The sequence below is a fragment of the Ancylobacter amanitiformis genome (assembly GCF_030814815.1).
Taxonomy (GTDB): Bacteria; Pseudomonadota; Alphaproteobacteria; order Rhizobiales; family Xanthobacteraceae; genus Ancylobacter; species Ancylobacter amanitiformis.
The window spans coordinates 344,096-358,996 of record NZ_JAUSVR010000002.1; the positions used below are offsets into that span (position 1 = coordinate 344,096).

Annotated in this window: 13 protein-coding genes; 8 read left to right on the top strand and 5 right to left on the bottom strand. The window is 67.9% G+C overall.

Annotated features, from left to right (window positions below; genetic code table 11):
• The first annotated feature begins 23 nt into the window (after window positions 1-23).
• Window positions 24-1,025: a sugar-binding transcriptional regulator gene (locus tag QOZ99_RS04640; RefSeq protein WP_306888778.1), complete on the top strand. Its 1,002-nt coding sequence runs from the start codon at window positions 24-26 to the stop codon at window positions 1,023-1,025.
• 384 nt (window positions 1,026-1,409) lie between these two features.
• Here QOZ99_RS04640 and QOZ99_RS04645 read toward each other — a convergent pair whose 3' ends face one another.
• Window positions 1,410-2,228, bottom strand: a complete 819-nt coding sequence (locus tag QOZ99_RS04645) for a transglutaminase-like domain-containing protein (RefSeq protein ID WP_306888780.1) — start codon at window positions 2,226-2,228, stop codon at window positions 1,410-1,412.
• Window positions 2,229-2,570: 342 nt separating this feature from the next.
• Complete coding sequence (locus QOZ99_RS04650) at window positions 2,571-3,806, bottom strand: YbfB/YjiJ family MFS transporter (RefSeq protein ID WP_306888781.1); 1,236 nt, start codon at window positions 3,804-3,806, stop codon at window positions 2,571-2,573.
• 205 nt (window positions 3,807-4,011) lie between these two features.
• Here QOZ99_RS04650 and QOZ99_RS04655 point away from each other — a divergent pair, with 205 nt between their 5' ends.
• On the top strand, window positions 4,012-4,587 hold the full coding sequence (locus QOZ99_RS04655) for a TetR/AcrR family transcriptional regulator (RefSeq protein WP_306888782.1): 576 nt from the start codon (window positions 4,012-4,014) through the stop codon (window positions 4,585-4,587).
• 39 nt (window positions 4,588-4,626) lie between these two features.
• Here QOZ99_RS04655 and QOZ99_RS04660 read toward each other — a convergent pair whose 3' ends face one another.
• The gene (locus QOZ99_RS04660; protein ID WP_306888783.1) at window positions 4,627-6,666 is read right to left on the bottom strand and encodes an NADH:flavin oxidoreductase; all 2,040 of its coding nucleotides are present in this window, start codon (window positions 6,664-6,666) and stop codon (window positions 4,627-4,629) included.
• Window positions 6,667-6,822: 156 nt separating this feature from the next.
• Between QOZ99_RS04660 and QOZ99_RS04665 the strand changes: the two genes are divergently transcribed.
• Window positions 6,823-7,653, top strand: a complete 831-nt coding sequence (locus tag QOZ99_RS04665; RefSeq protein WP_306888785.1) for a pyrroline-5-carboxylate reductase family protein — start codon at window positions 6,823-6,825, stop codon at window positions 7,651-7,653.
• Window positions 7,654-7,673: 20 nt separating this feature from the next.
• Here the strand turns inward: QOZ99_RS04665 and QOZ99_RS04670 are convergent, their stop codons facing one another.
• On the bottom strand, window positions 7,674-8,681 hold the full coding sequence (locus tag QOZ99_RS04670; RefSeq protein WP_306888787.1) for an Ldh family oxidoreductase: 1,008 nt from the start codon (window positions 8,679-8,681) through the stop codon (window positions 7,674-7,676).
• A 1-nt stretch (window position 8,682) separates the two neighbouring features.
• On the bottom strand, window positions 8,683-10,668 hold the full coding sequence (locus tag QOZ99_RS04675) for an oxidoreductase (protein WP_306888788.1): 1,986 nt from the start codon (window positions 10,666-10,668) through the stop codon (window positions 8,683-8,685).
• Window positions 10,669-10,969: 301 nt separating this feature from the next.
• On the opposite strand from QOZ99_RS04675, the gene QOZ99_RS04680 reads away from it, so the two are divergent.
• The 5 genes from QOZ99_RS04680 (at window position 10,970) to QOZ99_RS04700 (ending at window position 14,739) form a co-directional block, all read left to right on the top strand.
• Window positions 10,970-11,764: an amino acid ABC transporter ATP-binding protein gene (locus QOZ99_RS04680; RefSeq protein ID WP_306888789.1), complete on the top strand. Its 795-nt coding sequence runs from the start codon at window positions 10,970-10,972 to the stop codon at window positions 11,762-11,764.
• Complete coding sequence (locus tag QOZ99_RS04685) at window positions 11,761-12,405, top strand: amino acid ABC transporter permease (RefSeq protein ID WP_306888790.1); 645 nt, start codon at window positions 11,761-11,763, stop codon at window positions 12,403-12,405. The genes QOZ99_RS04680 and QOZ99_RS04685 overlap by 4 nt, the downstream gene beginning before the upstream one ends.
• Entirely contained in the window at window positions 12,402-13,058 is a 657-nt protein-coding gene (locus QOZ99_RS04690; RefSeq protein ID WP_306888791.1) for an amino acid ABC transporter permease, read from the top strand. The genes QOZ99_RS04685 and QOZ99_RS04690 overlap by 4 nt, the downstream gene beginning before the upstream one ends.
• Before the next feature lie 39 nt (window positions 13,059-13,097).
• Window positions 13,098-13,934, top strand: coding sequence for a substrate-binding periplasmic protein (locus QOZ99_RS04695; protein ID WP_306888792.1), 837 nt, complete (start codon window positions 13,098-13,100; stop codon window positions 13,932-13,934).
• Between the two features lie 127 nt (window positions 13,935-14,061).
• Window positions 14,062-14,739 (top strand): TetR/AcrR family transcriptional regulator, encoded by a 678-nt coding sequence (locus tag QOZ99_RS04700; protein ID WP_370876792.1) that lies wholly within the window; start codon window positions 14,062-14,064, stop codon window positions 14,737-14,739.
• The last annotated feature ends 162 nt before the right edge of the window (window positions 14,740-14,901 follow it).

Sequence of the window (14,901 nt, forward strand, 5' to 3'; positions counted from 1 at the left end):
ACGAATTACATTTGTTACGAGGGATGATGGACGAGACCGACGATACGCTCATGGTGAAGGCCGCCTGGCTCTACCATGTGGGGGGCCTGAACCAGGCCGAGACCGCCGAACGGCTTGGTCTGACGCGGGCCCGCGTGAACCGCCTGCTCGCCGACGCGCTGGAAGAGGGCGTGGTGTCGATCACGGTCGACCGCCAGCTCGCCGGCATGGTGCCGGTTGAGGAAGCACTGCGCCGGCGCTTCGGGCTCGACTTCTGCCAGGCGACGCCCGCGCTCGATCTCGGCCTCGATCGCCAGCCGGCAACGGATAAGGGCGACAGGGCGGGCCTCTCCCCGGCCCAGAAGGTGGCTTTCCGCGCGGTTGGGTTGCTCGGCGCCAACCATCTGCGCGCCCATCTCGCCCGTGATGAGCCGGCGACGGTCGGGCTCGGCTGGGGCCGGACGCTGGAGCAGATGACGCTGCATATGGCGGGGGTCAGCGCGCCGAACGCGCGGTTCATCTCGCTGATGGGCTCGCTGACCGCCAATTCGGCCTTCAACCCGTTCGAACTCGTCCACACACTGGCCAAGCGTACCGGTGGCGAGGGTTATTTCCTGCCCGTGCCCTTCATCGCCGACACGGTGGAGGACAAGCAGGTGCTGCTCTCGCAGCGGCAGGTGGCGAAGGCGCTCGCCATCGCCGAAACCGCGACGTTGTGCATGATCAGCGTCGGAGAACTGGAGGAAAGCGCGCTGCTGCGCCGACAGGGCATGCTCACCGCCGCGGATCTCGACAGCCTGCACGCGGCCGGTGCCGTGGGCGACACCAACGGCATCTTCTTCGATGCGAATGGCCGCCCGGTCGATCATCCGCTGAACAAGCGCACCATCGCCGTGCCGTTCGACGTGCTGCGCGATCTCAATGTCGTGCTGATGGTCGCGAGCCCCGAGAAAACCCGCGCTGCCGCCGCGCTGCTCGCCAGCGGGATCGTCAACGGCCTCATCATCGATGGCGACGCCGCACTAAAGATGATGGATCGGACGTGAGAAAAAAAGCACCATCTAAATATTATAAAATATACGAGATGATTATTTTTCCATAGCAACATGAAAAGAAAATAATCCAACAATTTAAAATAATATATATTTTGATTGATCTGCGAAGTGTGGCCGCGCAATCAAATGTAGGCCGGCGATACCTTGCGACATGACTGTAATTTCCGGGGTGTCTGGGCTGTTTTATACGATGGCGCGCAGGGTCCGGCCCGAAAATTGAATATACGGCGCCCGCGTGCGACACGGTCGGGGGATCGCCGCAACGCTCAATTTCGGATGGTCGAGGCCCTCGCCAAGCATCTGAATCTGGACGTTACGGCCGAGTTCGCCGCTTGCCTGCCGTTGCCCGCCGCATGGCCCGCCGTGCCGTTCGCCCTATACCGGCGGCACGCCGGGCACCTCGTAGGTCCACACCCGGAACGACTTCAGCACGTGGGGGCCGAACGAGTTGACCAGCGGGATGTCGGCGGCATCGCGGCCGCGGGCGACGACGATGCGGCCGATCCGCCGCACATTGTTGCGCGGGTCGAACGTGTGCCAGGCGCCGTCGAGAAACACCTCGATCCAGGCGCTGAAATCCATCGGGTCGACCACCGGCACGCCGATATCGCCGAGATGGCCGTTGACGTAGCGCGCGGGAATGTTGAGGCAGCGGCAGAAGGCGACGGCGAGATGGGCGAAGTCGCGGCAGACGCCGACGCGCTCGTGATAGGTCTCGAAGGCCGAGCGCGTGGAGCGCGCCTGCATGTAGTCGAAGCGGATATGGTTATGGACGAAATCGCAGATCGCCTGCACCCGTCCCCAACCCGGCGCCAGCGTGCCGAACAGGTCCCACGCGGTCTGGCTGAGGCGATCGGTTTCGCAATAGCGGCTGCCCATGAGATAGGTCAGGCAGGCATCGGGAAGTTCCGGCACCGGCATTTCCCGCGCATCGGGAAACAACCCGTCCAGCCGGCCGTCATCCTCGATCGTGGCATCGCCCCAGATGGTCAGGTCGCCCGCCGGCGCCACCAGCCGCAGGCAGCGGTTGCCGAACAGGTCGAGATAGGTGGATGTGGCGACCTGCGGAGTGGTGAGAACGGTTTCGGGCGCCCGGATATCGGCGGCGCGATCCTCATGCACGGAAAGAAGGCAGACGAGCGCTGTGGGCTGCTGGCAGTTCAGCGTGATCTCGTAACCGTAGCGAATGAGCATGAAGGGTTCCTGGAGCGTCGATCGGTTTGCCGGACATCGGCTTTCGTCACGATACAGACACAGGTGCCGGCCGTCCGGATAAACCCGAGGCGTGCCAACGAAAACTGCGTCCTGCGCGCGTCTGTCGGTAAGGACGTAACTGGAACGGCCCCCCGCAGCTTCCGCGCGGCCGCGCGGCTCCGTCCGCCGCGCGGAAGCTGGGGAACCGCGTTCCGCAACGACTGGTGAATGCCGGGCTCGAAACGCGACGACATGGGCCGCGAGCACAGCCATATTGGCGGGATCAAGCGGCCCGAAACCTGGCGCAAGGTCCTAGGTGGCAAGGTCCTAGGTGGCAAGGTCCTAGGTGGAGAGAGACCCCGCCCGCGGCCGGCGGCGGGTCACATATCCCAGCACGCCATCGGCGAGGATCGCCAGCACCAGCGCGAGGGCGCCATAGCCGAACAGCAGGCGGTAGCTGCCGCCGGACATGGCGAAGAGATAGGAATAGCCATAGCCCGCCAGCGCCTGGAAGGTGGCGAAGATGATGGTCGCCCGGCTCCAGGCGGCAGCCTGCGCGGCGTGGTCGCCCGGCAGCAGGTGGTGCATCTTGTGCAGCACCAGCGGCACGATGCCGGGTGGAAAGGTGCCGATCACCAGCGTGGCGATGGCGACCGCCGCCAGATGCGGGTCGAATAGCAGGGTGCCGAGCGCGATGGCCTGAACACCCAGCAGCAGGCGCAGCGCACGGGCCGAGCCCAGCCGGTCGCCCATCTGGCCATAGACCACCGGTCCAAGAATGGCGCCGATGCCATAGACCACCCAGATGAGCGCGCCGACATGCGCGCCCTGTCCCAGCCCGCGCGCGACATAATCGGCCAGAAACACCATGGCCGGCACCAGCCCCACCGCCATGAGCCCGTATTGGCCATAAAGCACCTTCAGCGCCAGGGCGGGGCGGGGCTCCGCCGTCGCGCGTCCGGGGAGCTCAGCCGCCGGGCTGTTGCGGGGCCAGCCGGCCCAGCTCAGGGCGATGAGGGCGAAGGACAGGGCGGCGAGGCCCAGCCAGGTCGCCCGGAGACCCCAGTGCAGCAGGAACGGAACAACGGTGCCCGAGGCGGCAATGCCGAGGCCGATGCCGAGAAAGATGGCCCCGCCGGCCAGCCCGCGCCGTGCGGGCGGAATGTGCGGCATGAGCGTCGCCGCCACCAGCACCATGATCGTGCCGCCCGTCACGCCCGAGAGCAGCCGCCAGCCGAAGAACCACGCCTCGGAGAGCGGGAAGGCGCAGGCGAGGAAGGACAGCGCGGTGAGCAGCATCATCACCTTGAGCACCGCGACATTGCCGAAGCGGTGGCCGAGCGCGCGGGCGATGATGGCGCCGACCAGATAGCCCGCCAGATTGGCGGCGCCGAGATAGATCACCCGGTCCGCGGTGAACCAGCCCGCCTCGATGAGAGGGGGAATGAGCGGGGTATAGGCGAAGCGGGCGAGGCCGATGCCGATCATGCTGGCGCAGAAGCCGGCCATCACGGCGGCCCAGGGCAGGGGTTCCCTGCCGGGGCGGGAAGGCTCGGAGGGAGCGGCGTTGCGGGTCATGGTGACCTCTCTCGCAGATGCCGGCGCGGCGCCCTCGCGGGCGGCGCCATTTTTGACACCATTGTCATTTTTGACGATATCGTCAAATTTGACATCAGTGTCAATCATGCGATGGTGTCGGTGTCGGTGTCGGTGTCGGTGTCGGTGGCGTGCGCGAAGCGTTCGGGTGTTCGGGCGTCTGGAATTTCGGGGAGGCGAGGCGGCCATGGCCGGGGTCCGGCAGTTCGACGAGGAGCGCCTGCTGGCGGACGCGCTGGCCCAGTTCTGGCGCAAGGGCTATGCGGCCACCTCCATGCAGGAACTGGCCGCGGCGAGCGGCGTGCAGCGCGGCTCGCTCTACAATGCCTATGGCGGCAAGGAAGCGCTGTTCATCGCCGCCTATCGCCGCTATCAGGCGCGCTATATCGAGGGTGTCCGGCGCGCCCTCGCGCCGCCCGATCTGCGCGCGGCGCTGACCGGGCTGTTCGCGTTCAGCATCGATTACATCCGCACGGAACGCCGGGGCTGCCTCACCACCAAGACGGCCATTGACGAGGAGGCCGGCAGTCCCGCCATCCGCGCGGCGCTGCGCCAGCAGATGGGCGATCTCCACGCCTGCCTGGTCGAGCGGCTGTCGCGATCCGCACCGGCACTGCGTCTGCCGGTGGAGACGACGGCCGATCTCATCGTCACCCAGACGCGGGGCATCGTGGTGATGGAGCGCATCCACGATGACCCCGCCCGGCTGAAGGCCGGCGCCGACGCGCTGGTGGGCCTTCTGCTGAAGGAAGCCGGCGCATAGGCGCGCGCCTCGCGGGCGCGCGCTTCTGGCCGTGCCGGATCAGATGTCCTTGACGAGGCGCAGCGCGTCGTAGATCGCCGCGTGGGTGTTGCGCGAGGCTACCGCGTCGCCGATGCGGAACAGCTGGAACGCGCCGTCGGGATTGTCCGCGCGGGTCTGCGGGCGCCCCTCGATGAGCGCGTCATAGTCGACCGCGCCCTTGTTGCGCGAGAGCGGCTTCAGCTCGAAATACAGGTCGTCGAGCGGCACGATGCCGTGATTGATGACGATCTGGTCGACGATCCGTTCCTGCCGCACCCCGCCATGATCCGAGCCGACAATGGCCTTTATGGCATTGCCCGCCCGCTCGGCGGCCTCCAGCCGCCAGGTGACGGTGAAGGTCACGTCGTGCTTCTGCAGGGCACGCATATAGGGCACGAGATTCATGCCCATGACCTCCGGCGCGAAGGTGCGATCGGGCGTCATGATCTCCACCTTGCCGCCGGCCGCGGCGATCACCTCGGCCGCCTGCAGGCCGACATTGTCGCCGGCATCGTCGAAGACCAGCACATTGCGGCCGGGCTTCACGTCGCCGGAAATGATGTCCCAGGCGGAGACGACGAGGTCGTTGCCGGCGGAGAGCACATCGGTGTGCGGCAGTCCGCCGGTGGCGATGATGACGACATCGGGCTTCTGCGCCAGCACCGTGTCCGCTTCCGCCCAGGTGTTGAAGTTGAGCGACACGCCGCCGGCCTCGCACTGGGCGAGGCGCCAGTCGATGATCGAGATCATCTCGCGGCGGCGCTTGTTCTGCGCGGTGAGGCGCACCTGCCCGCCCGCCGTCGGGGCGGCCTCGAACACCACCACCTCATGCCCGCGCGCCGCGCCGACGCGCGCCGCCTCCAGCCCGCCCGGCCCGGCCCCGACCACGACGATCCTGCGTGGCGTGTCCGCGCGCGGGATGTCATGCGGCATCGTCTCCTCGCGGCCGCTGGCGCCGTTATGGATGCAGAAGGCGGCGCCGCCCTGATAGATGCGGTCGAGGCAGTAATTGGCGCCGACGCAGGGGCGGATGTCGTCTTCCCGCCCGGCGATGATCTTGCGCACGATATGCGGGTCGGTGAGGTGGGCGCGGGTCATGCCGATCATGTCCACCTTGCCGGCCGCGATGGCGTGACGGGCCGTGGGCACATCCGGCACGCGCGCGGCGTGGAAGACCGGCCAGCGCGTCTCGGCGCGGATTTCGCCGGCGAAATCGAGATGCGGGGCGCTGGGCATGCCCTGGATGGGGATGACGTCGGTCAGCGCGGCATCGGTGTCGATATGGCCGCGGATGATGTTGAGGAAGTCGACCAGCCCGCTCGCCTTCAGCCGGCGCGAGACCTCCATGCCTTCCTCGCGGCCCATGCCGTCCTTCATGTCGCCCTCGTCGGCGGTGTAGCGCACGCCGACGATGAAGTCCGGCCCCACCCGGTCGCGGATGGCCCGCAGCGTCTCCAGGGTGAAGCGCAGCCGGTTGTCGAGCGAGCCGCCATAGGGCGCGTCGAGGTCATTGGTCGCCGGCGACCAGAATTGCTGCGCGAGATGGCCATAGGCCTCGATCTCGATGCCATCGAGCCCGGCCAGCTTCATGCGCTCGGCCGCGTCGGCGAAGTCCTTGATGACGCGCTCGATATCCCAGTCCTCGATGCGCTTGGGGAAGGCGCGGTGGGCGGGTTCGCGGGCCAGCGAGGGGGCGATGACCGGTAGCCAGTCGCCCTTGTCCCAGCGGGTGCGGCGGCCGAGATGGGTGATCTGGATCATTACCGCCGTGCCGTGCTCGTGGCAGGCATCGGCGAGGTCGCGCATCCACGGCACCACCTCGTCCTTGTAGACCAGCACGTTGCCGAAGGCGGGCGGGCTGTCCTTCGACACCGAGGCGGAACCGGCCGTCATGGTCAGCGCGATGCCGCCCTTTGCCCGCTCGACATGATAGGCGCGGTAGCGCTCCTTCGGCATGCCGTCCTCGGCATAGGCGGGCTCATGCGAGGTCGTCATGATCCGGTTGCGAAGCGTCAGGTGCTTGAGCTGGAAAGGTTGGAGCAGCGGATCGTTGGACATGCATGCCTGCCTGGAAAGGTACCAGACTGAAAATTTAGCCACCTGTACACCCGTGTCAATCTATCAAACAGCGGCGTACATTTCGCGGGGCGGGCGAATGGGATTTGATCCGTGCCGCATGAGCGCGCCGGAACGTGGCGAGCAGGGGAGAGAGCGATGGAACATGGGCAGGAGCCGACCGAAAAGCCGACCGACAGGCGGGTCGGGATCATCGGCGGCAGCGGCTGGCTCGGGGCGGCCTTCGCGCGCGGCTTTCTCGCGAAGGGCGTGGTCCGGCCGGAAAACCTCATCCTGTCCACCCGCGCCGGGGCGGGGCCTATCCCGGAGGCGGTGTGGACGGCGGACAATCAGGCGCTGGTCGAGGGCTGCGACATCGTCCTGCTGTCGGTGCGGCTGGAGCATCTGCCCCATGTCGCCATCGCGGTCGGCGACAAGCCTCTGGTCTCGCTCATGGCGGGGGTCGACGTGGCGACGCTGATCCGCCACACCGGCACGCGCAAGGTGGTGCGCACCATGCCCAACGCGGCGGCCACGATCGGGCAATGCTACACCCCGTGGTACGCGACGGCGGAGGTGGGCGCGGATGACAGGGCGCTGGTGCAGCGGCTGTTCGCGTGCTGCGGCGCCGCCGACGAGGTGCCCTCCGAAAGTCAGATCGACTATTTCTGCGGCTTCACCGGCGCCGGCGCCGGCTATCCGGCCCTGCTCGCCCGCGCGATGATCGCTCATGCCGAGGCCCGTGGCGTCGACCCCGCCGTGGCCCGCCGCGCCGCCGCCTCCATTGTGGCGGGCGCGAGCCGGCTGCTGGCGGAGCCGGGCGCCGTGCCCGGTGACATCATCGAAGCGCTGGCCGGCTATCGCGGCACCACCGCCGCGCTGATCGAGACCGCCGGGGCGGAGGGCTTCGATCGCGCGGTGGCAGCCGGCCTCGCGGCGGCCGAGGCGCGGGCGCGTGAGTTGAGCGCGCTCACCGCCCGCTCGCTCTGACGCCACTCGTCACGCGCCGCTCATGTCGGGGCGGCGATGCCGGCCAGCGCGGCGATTCGCGCCAGCACCTCGGCACGCAGGCGCAGCTGCCCCGGCGGTGCCTGCCGCGCCAGCTTGGCCTGGCCGGGTATGTGCACCCCGAGCCCGGCCAGCCGCTCCATCTGCCGTGACAGCCGGTCGGCGAGGTCGGTGGCGGCACCGCGCGGGGCGATGGCCAGCACGAACAGGCCGACGCCGGGACCTCGCGTGCCGGCCACGAAGCTCGGCGCATCGAGCGACCAGTTGGCGCCGGTCAGCCCCGCCGCGAGGATTTCCACGATCAGCGCGATATTGGCGCCGCGCGCGCCGCCGAAGGGCAGAAGATGGCCATCCAGCGCCGCGGCGGCATCCTGCGTCGGCGCGCCCTCGCCATCCACCGCCCACCCGGCGGGGATCGGCTCGCCGCGCGCGGCCGCCTCGCGGATATTGACGAAGGCGGTGGCGCTGGAGGCCTGGTCGACCAGCAGGGCCGGCCCCTGCGCGCCCGGCGCGGCGAAGGCGATCGGGTTGGTGCAATAGACCGCCCGGGCGACGCCGGGCGGGCTCATCAGCGGCGGCCCGTTGGTGGCGGCCAGCGCGACGAGGCCGTGCTCGGCCAGCCGCAGCGCATAGTCGCCCAGCTCGCCGGTGGTGAAGCTGCCGCGCAGCGCGAGGCTGGCGGCGCCCAGATCCGTCGCCCGCTGAGAGAGCTCCCGAACGGCGCGGTCGAAGCCAAGCTGGGCGATGCCGCCCGCGACGTCCACCTCGATAAGGGCCGGCGCGGGGAACGAGATGACCGGTTCGGCCGTGCCGAGGATGCGGCCGGCCTTCAGGCTTTCCACATAGTCGATGAGGTGGGCGAAGCCGACCGAGGCGCGTCCGCGCTCCTCGGCCCGCACGGTGGCGGTGGCGAGTGCCTCCGCCATGGCCGGACTGGCGCCGACCGCCGCAAGCGCGGCACGGGCGAAATCGGCGGCGGCGTCGGGGGTGAGGCTGAGGAACGCGCTCATCCTAGATCGCCAGCGCGGCCTTGCGGCCCTCATAGATGGCATAGGGCGCCTGCCGGGGCGCGGCGCCGTCGCCGATCTCGACAAAGGGCAGGCCCGCCTCGCGCAGCTCGCGCGCCAGCCAGTCGGCGGCCATGTTGGTGGTGGCCGTCACCAGCGTGTCCGCCTCGATGAAGCGTCGGCTGCCGTCGAGGTGGGAAATCACCGTTGCGCCGTTGCCGTGCCATTCGAGGATCGAGGATTCCAGCACGAAGGTCACGCCGAGCCGGCTCAGCGTGCGGCGCAGCGGCCCATCGGCGGCGGTGCGCTGCAATTCGCGCCCCACCATCGGGTCGGGCGTGAGCAGCGTCACCTCATGACCGTCCTCGGCGAGTTTCCATGCCGTGCCGCAGCCGCGCCAGCCGCCCGCCTCGTCGAGCAGCAGCACGCGCTTGCCCGGCCGCGCCTGACGCGCCATCACCGCCTCGATCGAGACGGCGTTGCCGCGCTCCCAGCCGGGCATGGTGTCAAGTTGGGGGAACGCCTTCTGGAAGCCGGTATCGGGCGTGACCGAGCCGGTGGCGAGGATGACGATGTCGGCCTCCTCCGCGGTGATGTCGGCCGCTTCGACATAGGTGTTGAGTCGCACTTCCACCTGCAGCTTGGTCAACTGGCGCTCGTACCAGTCGATCAGGTCGGTGATCTGCGCGCGGCGCGGCTGCAGGCCGGCGAGGCGGAAATTCCCGCCCAGCTTGTCCGAGGCTTCCGCCAGCACCACGCGATGACCGCGCTCGGCCGCCGCCCGCGCGGCCTCCAGTCCGGCGGGCCCGCCGCCGACCACGAACACGCGGCGCGGCCGCGCGGCGGGTGTGAAGCGGTCGCCGCCCCACTCGAACTCGCGTCCGGCGGAGGGGTTGATGAGGCAGCTGATCCAGTAGTCGCGCGAGCGCCGCCCCCAGCACATCTGGTTGCAGGACAGGCAGCCGCGCACATCTTCCGGCCGGCCCTCCGCCGCCTTGTTGACGAGGTGCGGATCGGCGATCTGCCCGCGCACGATCGAGACCAGATCGGCCGAACCCTCGCCGATCACCGTCTCGGCATTGTCGGGGGTGCGGATATGGCTCTCGGCGGTGACGAGGGCGTGCGTCACCACTTTCTTCAGCGTGCTGGCGAGGTCGACGCCGAGCTTCTCCGGATACTGGAAGGTCGGGATGATCTTGTAGAAGTCGAAATAGGAGCCGCTGCCGCAGGTCACATAGTCCATCAGCTGCTGCTCGTCGTGCAGGCGGACGATCTCGGCGAGGTCGCGCTTCTGCAGCGCCACCTCGACATCGGGCTCGTCATTGACCGCGAGGCCGATGATGAAATCCTCGCCGCACAGCGCGCGGATGCGGGTGAGGATCTCGCGCGAGACGCGGGTGCGGTTTTCCAGCGAGCCGCCCCATCTGTCCTCGCGCCGGTTGGACCAGGGCGTCCAGAACTGGTCGACGAAGCCGTGATAGGCGGCCCAGACTTCCACGCCGTCGAAGCCGGAGGCCTGCGCGCGGCGGGCGGCCTGCACGAAGCCCTCGATCGTCTCCTCGATCTCCGCCTCGCTCATCGCGTGGGAGCCGTCACTGTCATGGTAGCTCGGCATGCCCGAGGGCGACCAGTGCGGATGATAGGACAGGTCGGAATCGCCGTGGCTGCCGATATGGTAGAGTTGCTGGATAGCGAGCGCGCCATGGCGCTGGATGGCCTGTGTCACCGCCTTGAACGGCTCGATGATGGCGTCGTCGCCGGGGCGGAAATTGCCCCGCGTCAGAACCGCCGCCGGATGCACGGGCACCGGCTCCACCACAATCATCGCCGCGCCGCCACGGGCGCGCTCCTCGTAATAGCCGACATGGCGCAGCCCCGGCAGGCCGTCCTCCGCCATATTGGCCGTATGCGCCCCGAACACCACCCGGTTCCGCAGCGTTCTGCCGCGAAGTCGGATTGGTGCAAGCATTTTGGGGAAGCGGCTTGCCATCGTGAACTGACCCTCTGTTCGTCACGGCCTTGAGCGATGCGGACAGTCGGGAACGGCAGCCGATCGCGAGTATACATTGGTGTCGAGTTTTTCAACTGTCACGTACATTCTACGCTTGCGCGATGTCCGGAAGTTCGCTTAGCGTGCTGGGAATTGCCGCTTGGACGGGCATGCCTTGAAAGAGGCATGCGCGTTCGGACGGTGCCTGTCGCCGCGCCGCGACGGGCGGGCATGAGAGGCACGATTCATGCTGGTGAGCCGAACTCAGCCGCATCGGGCGGTGTCGTATCCGGGAGAACCGATGAGCCTCAATTCTTCCTCGATCCCACAGGCGGACGTCGCGTCCAGGCCGCCGCTGCTACGGCTTGACGCGATCGGCAAGACCTTCGGCACCCATGTCGTTCTCGAAGACATCGATCTCAGTCTCGCCGCCGGCGAGGTGGTGGCCATTATCGGCCCCAGCGGATCGGGCAAGAGCACGCTGCTGCGCTGTATCAACCAACTGGAGCCGCCGACCACCGGCCGCGTCACGATCGGCGACACCACCATCGAGGCGGGCCACACGCCGACACGGCGCGAGCTCATGGCGCTGCGCCGCAACATCGGCATGGTCTTCCAGTCCTTCAACCTGTTTCCGCACCTCACCGTGCTGCGCAATGTCAGCCTGGCTCAGGAGCGGGTGATGGGCCGCACGCGCGAGCAGGCGGACGCAGTGTCCATGCAGTTGCTGGCGCGCGTCGGCCTTGCCGACAAGGCGCAGCAATTTCCCAGCCGCTGCTCGGGCGGGCAGCAGCAGCGCATCGCCATCGCGCGGGCGCTGGCGCTCGATCCGCAGATCATGCTGTTCGACGAGCCGACCTCGGCGCTCGATCCCGAACTCGGCCTCGAGGTTCTGGCGGTCATGCGCGAACTGGCCGAGGGCGGCATGACGATGATCGTCGTCACCCACGAGATGCGCTTCGCCGAGAACGTGTCGGACCGCGTCATCATCATGGCCGACGGCCGCATCGTCGAGCAGGGCCCGAGCGGCACGGTGATGCGCAATCCCCAGACCGAACGCGCCCAGCGCTTTCTGCATGCGGTGAAAGATCGATGACGCAGGACATGCTCCTTACCATGGTATCGGGCGTGCCATGGACCATCGCGCTCACGGCCGTGGCGCTGCTGATCGGCGTCGTGCTGGGCATTCCGCTCTGCGCCATGCGGATGTCGAAGCTGGTCGTGCTGCGCATGGTGGCGAACACGCTGATCCTGACGCTGCGCGCCATCCCGCCGATCGTCTGGCTGTTCTTCATCTTTTTCGGCCTCGACACCGGCTTTGTCTCGCTCAACCCGTTCCAGGCGGCGGCGATCGGCCTCGGCCTGATCACGGCGGCCAACATGGCGGAGATCTATCGCGGCGCCATGTCGGCCATCCATTCGGGCCAGTCGGAGGCCTCGATGGCGCTGGGGCTCTCCACCTATCACCGCTTCTTCGATGTCCTCGGGCCGCAGCTTTTCCGGGTGGCGCTGCCTTCGGCGGCGAGCTACGCGATCGGGTTGCTGAAGGATTCCGCCATCGCCTCCACCATCGGCGTGCATGAAATCGCCTTCCAGGCGTCGCATGTCTCGCAGCGCACGTTCCGCGGGCTCGATGTCTACGCCGTCGCCGGCCTGCTCTACATCCTGCTCAGCCTGCCCATCGCCTGGGCCTCGCGCTGGGCGGACCTGCACCTGCGCGCGAGGGTTGCCCGATGAACGATCTGGTCGACTTCTGGCTCGAACACCTGCCGGCCATGCTGGATGGTCTCCTGGTCAGCGTGCAGGTAACGGGCGTCTCGCTCGCCATCGGCGTTCCGCTCGGTCTCATGCTGGCTCTGGCGGTGCAGTCCCGGTCGAAGCCCATGCGCGGCATCGCCATCGTGGTGGTGGAGGTGGGGCGCGGCGCGCCGGCGCTGATCCTGCTGCAGTTCACCTATTTCGGCCTGCCCAATGCGGGGCTGTCGCTCGACAGCTTCGCCTCGGCGGTGATCGCGCTGGCCTGGTGCACCGGCGCCTATACCAGCGAGATCATCCGTGCCGGGCTGGAAGCGGTGCCCCATGGCCAGAAGGAGGCGGCGGAGGCGATCGGCCTCAACCATCTCGACGCGCTGCGCTACGTGATCCTGCCGCAGGCGCTGCGCGTCTCCGTGCCCGCGCTGCTCGGTTTTTCGATCCTGATGCTGCAGGCCTCCTCGCTGTGCTTCGCCATCGCGCTGCCGGAGCTTGTCAGCCAGGCCTATCTGATCGGCTCCACGACCTTCCGCTACATGCCGATCCTGGTCCTGGCGGGCCTGCTCTACGCCGCCATCTGCATTCCCGCGACCATCGCAGTCAGCGCTCTCGAGCGCAAACTGGGTGCCCATGCCTGAACCGCGTTTCAAAACTATGATCCAGAGGGACAACAAGAAATGACGACTCTCCGCATCCGCAGCATCGTTGGGCTGGCCGCCCTGACCGTCGCCCTCACGGCGTCGGCCGTCGCCGCGCAGGCCTGCACCCCTGCGCACGCGTTCAAGACCGTCGCCGATGGCAAGCTGACGGTGGCGATCTATGAATATCCGCCCTTCTCGACCGCCTCCTCGGACGGCAAGATCGGCGGCGTCGATGGCGAAATCGCCAAGAAGTTCGCCGAGAAGAACTGCCTGACGGTCGTTGCCGCGGTGGTCGATCCCGCCGCCACCATCCAGTACGTGCTCTCGGGCAAGGCGGACCTTGCCGCCGGCGACTGGTACCGCACCGCCGAGCGCGCCAAGGTGCTGGGCCTTTCCTGGCCGACCTATCTCGACCAAATGGGTATCTATTCCAAGACCGGCTATTCCAAGGTCGAGGATCTGGTCGGCAAGAAGGTCGGCACCGTCTCCGGCTTCCTGTGGGTCGCCGACCTGCAGAAGCTGCTCGGCTCGAACCTGAAGCTCTATCAGAACCCTGTCGCCCTGGCGCAGGATCTTGAGGCCGGCCGCATCGATGTGGCCGTCGACAGCTTCGGCACCGGCGCCTACGCCCAGAAGAAGGGCGGCTATGCCGGCATCATCATCAAGGTGGCCGAGCCCGACCCGCGCGTGCAGTCCTCGATCCAGGCCGCGCAGGCGAACCTGCTCTACACCAAGGCCAATACCGATCTCGGCAAGGCGCTCGACGCGTCCATCCAGGAACTGCACAAGAGCGGCGCGCTCAAGGAGATTCTCAAGGCCAACGGCCTTGATCCGTCGGGCACCGACGTGGGCGAGCCGCGCGTCGTGAATTGAACGATTCCGATCGGGGCTGCGGCCACTTGCGGCCCCGATCGGCTGGGAATAGCCGTACGCATGCCGCGTCGGCCCTGCCGGCGGGCAAACGAAACGAACGCTCTGCCGGCCCTCGCCGGGCCGGCAGATGTCGAGGTGCGGAGTGCCCATTTTGAACGAAACGGGATGGAGAGGCTCACCGGAGGTCTGGCTGGAAACCGCCTATGCCAGCCTGGTGGAGGGCGGCGTCGAGGCTGTGCGCATCCAGCCCCTGGCGCGCAAGCTCAAGCTCTCGCGCACCAGCTTCTACTGGTTCTTCAAGGACCGCGAGCAACTGCTCGACGCGCTGGTCGACCGGTGGCGGGCCAAGAATACCGACAATCTGGTCGCCCGCTCGCGCGCCTATGCCGAGACCCTCGTCGAGGCGGTGCTCAACGTGTTCGACTGCTGGCTCGACCGTGAACTCTTCGATTCGCAGTTTGAATTCGCCATCCGCAGTTGGGCTCTGCAATCCCCCGAAATCGCCGTCGAGGTGCGCCGGGCGGACGAGGCGCGGATCGCCGCGCTAGCCGAGATGTTCATGCGCTTCGGCCTCGAGCCGCTGCCGGCCGATGTGCACGCACGCACCATTTACCTCGTCCAGATCGGCTATATCTCGATGAAGTCGGACGAGGACATCAACACCCGCGTGCGCCGAATTCCCGATTATGTCGCGATCTATACCGGCCAGACGCCGGAGCCGCGCGAACTCGACCGTTTCTTCGCGCGGCATAATCTCCTCGCCGACGCGCCGGCCGTCGCACGGGCTTTGCCCGGCGCCCGCTGAGTGCCGGCCGGCGCGACCGGCGGGCATCGCTGTTCCGGGCTGCCGGCCGTTGGCAGCGCCGGCCCGCCGGGCGATCCGATGCCCGCGCCGTCATCGGCCGAGGTGGGATATTTCGCCGCAAGCACCGCCTGCCGATGCCCGCCCGTAGCGCTCTCGCGCTCA

Coding starts and splice junctions, on each gene's coding strand:
- QOZ99_RS04640 (WP_306888778.1), top strand. CDS start 24: ATGATGGACGAGACCGACGATACGCTCATGGTGAAGGCCGCCTGGCTC.
- QOZ99_RS04645 (WP_306888780.1), bottom strand. CDS start 2,228: ATGCTCATTCGCTACGGTTACGAGATCACGCTGAACTGCCAGCAGCCC.
- QOZ99_RS04650 (WP_306888781.1), bottom strand. CDS start 3,806: ATGACCCGCAACGCCGCTCCCTCCGAGCCTTCCCGCCCCGGCAGGGAA.
- QOZ99_RS04655 (WP_306888782.1), top strand. CDS start 4,012: ATGGCCGGGGTCCGGCAGTTCGACGAGGAGCGCCTGCTGGCGGACGCG.
- QOZ99_RS04660 (WP_306888783.1), bottom strand. CDS start 6,666: ATGTCCAACGATCCGCTGCTCCAACCTTTCCAGCTCAAGCACCTGACG.
- QOZ99_RS04665 (WP_306888785.1), top strand. CDS start 6,823: ATGGAACATGGGCAGGAGCCGACCGAAAAGCCGACCGACAGGCGGGTC.
- QOZ99_RS04670 (WP_306888787.1), bottom strand. CDS start 8,681: ATGAGCGCGTTCCTCAGCCTCACCCCCGACGCCGCCGCCGATTTCGCC.
- QOZ99_RS04675 (WP_306888788.1), bottom strand. CDS start 10,668: ATGGCAAGCCGCTTCCCCAAAATGCTTGCACCAATCCGACTTCGCGGC.
- QOZ99_RS04680 (WP_306888789.1), top strand. CDS start 10,970: ATGAGCCTCAATTCTTCCTCGATCCCACAGGCGGACGTCGCGTCCAGG.
- QOZ99_RS04685 (WP_306888790.1), top strand. CDS start 11,761: ATGACGCAGGACATGCTCCTTACCATGGTATCGGGCGTGCCATGGACC.
- QOZ99_RS04690 (WP_306888791.1), top strand. CDS start 12,402: ATGAACGATCTGGTCGACTTCTGGCTCGAACACCTGCCGGCCATGCTG.
- QOZ99_RS04695 (WP_306888792.1), top strand. CDS start 13,098: ATGACGACTCTCCGCATCCGCAGCATCGTTGGGCTGGCCGCCCTGACC.
- QOZ99_RS04700 (WP_370876792.1), top strand. CDS start 14,062: ATGTCGAGGTGCGGAGTGCCCATTTTGAACGAAACGGGATGGAGAGGC.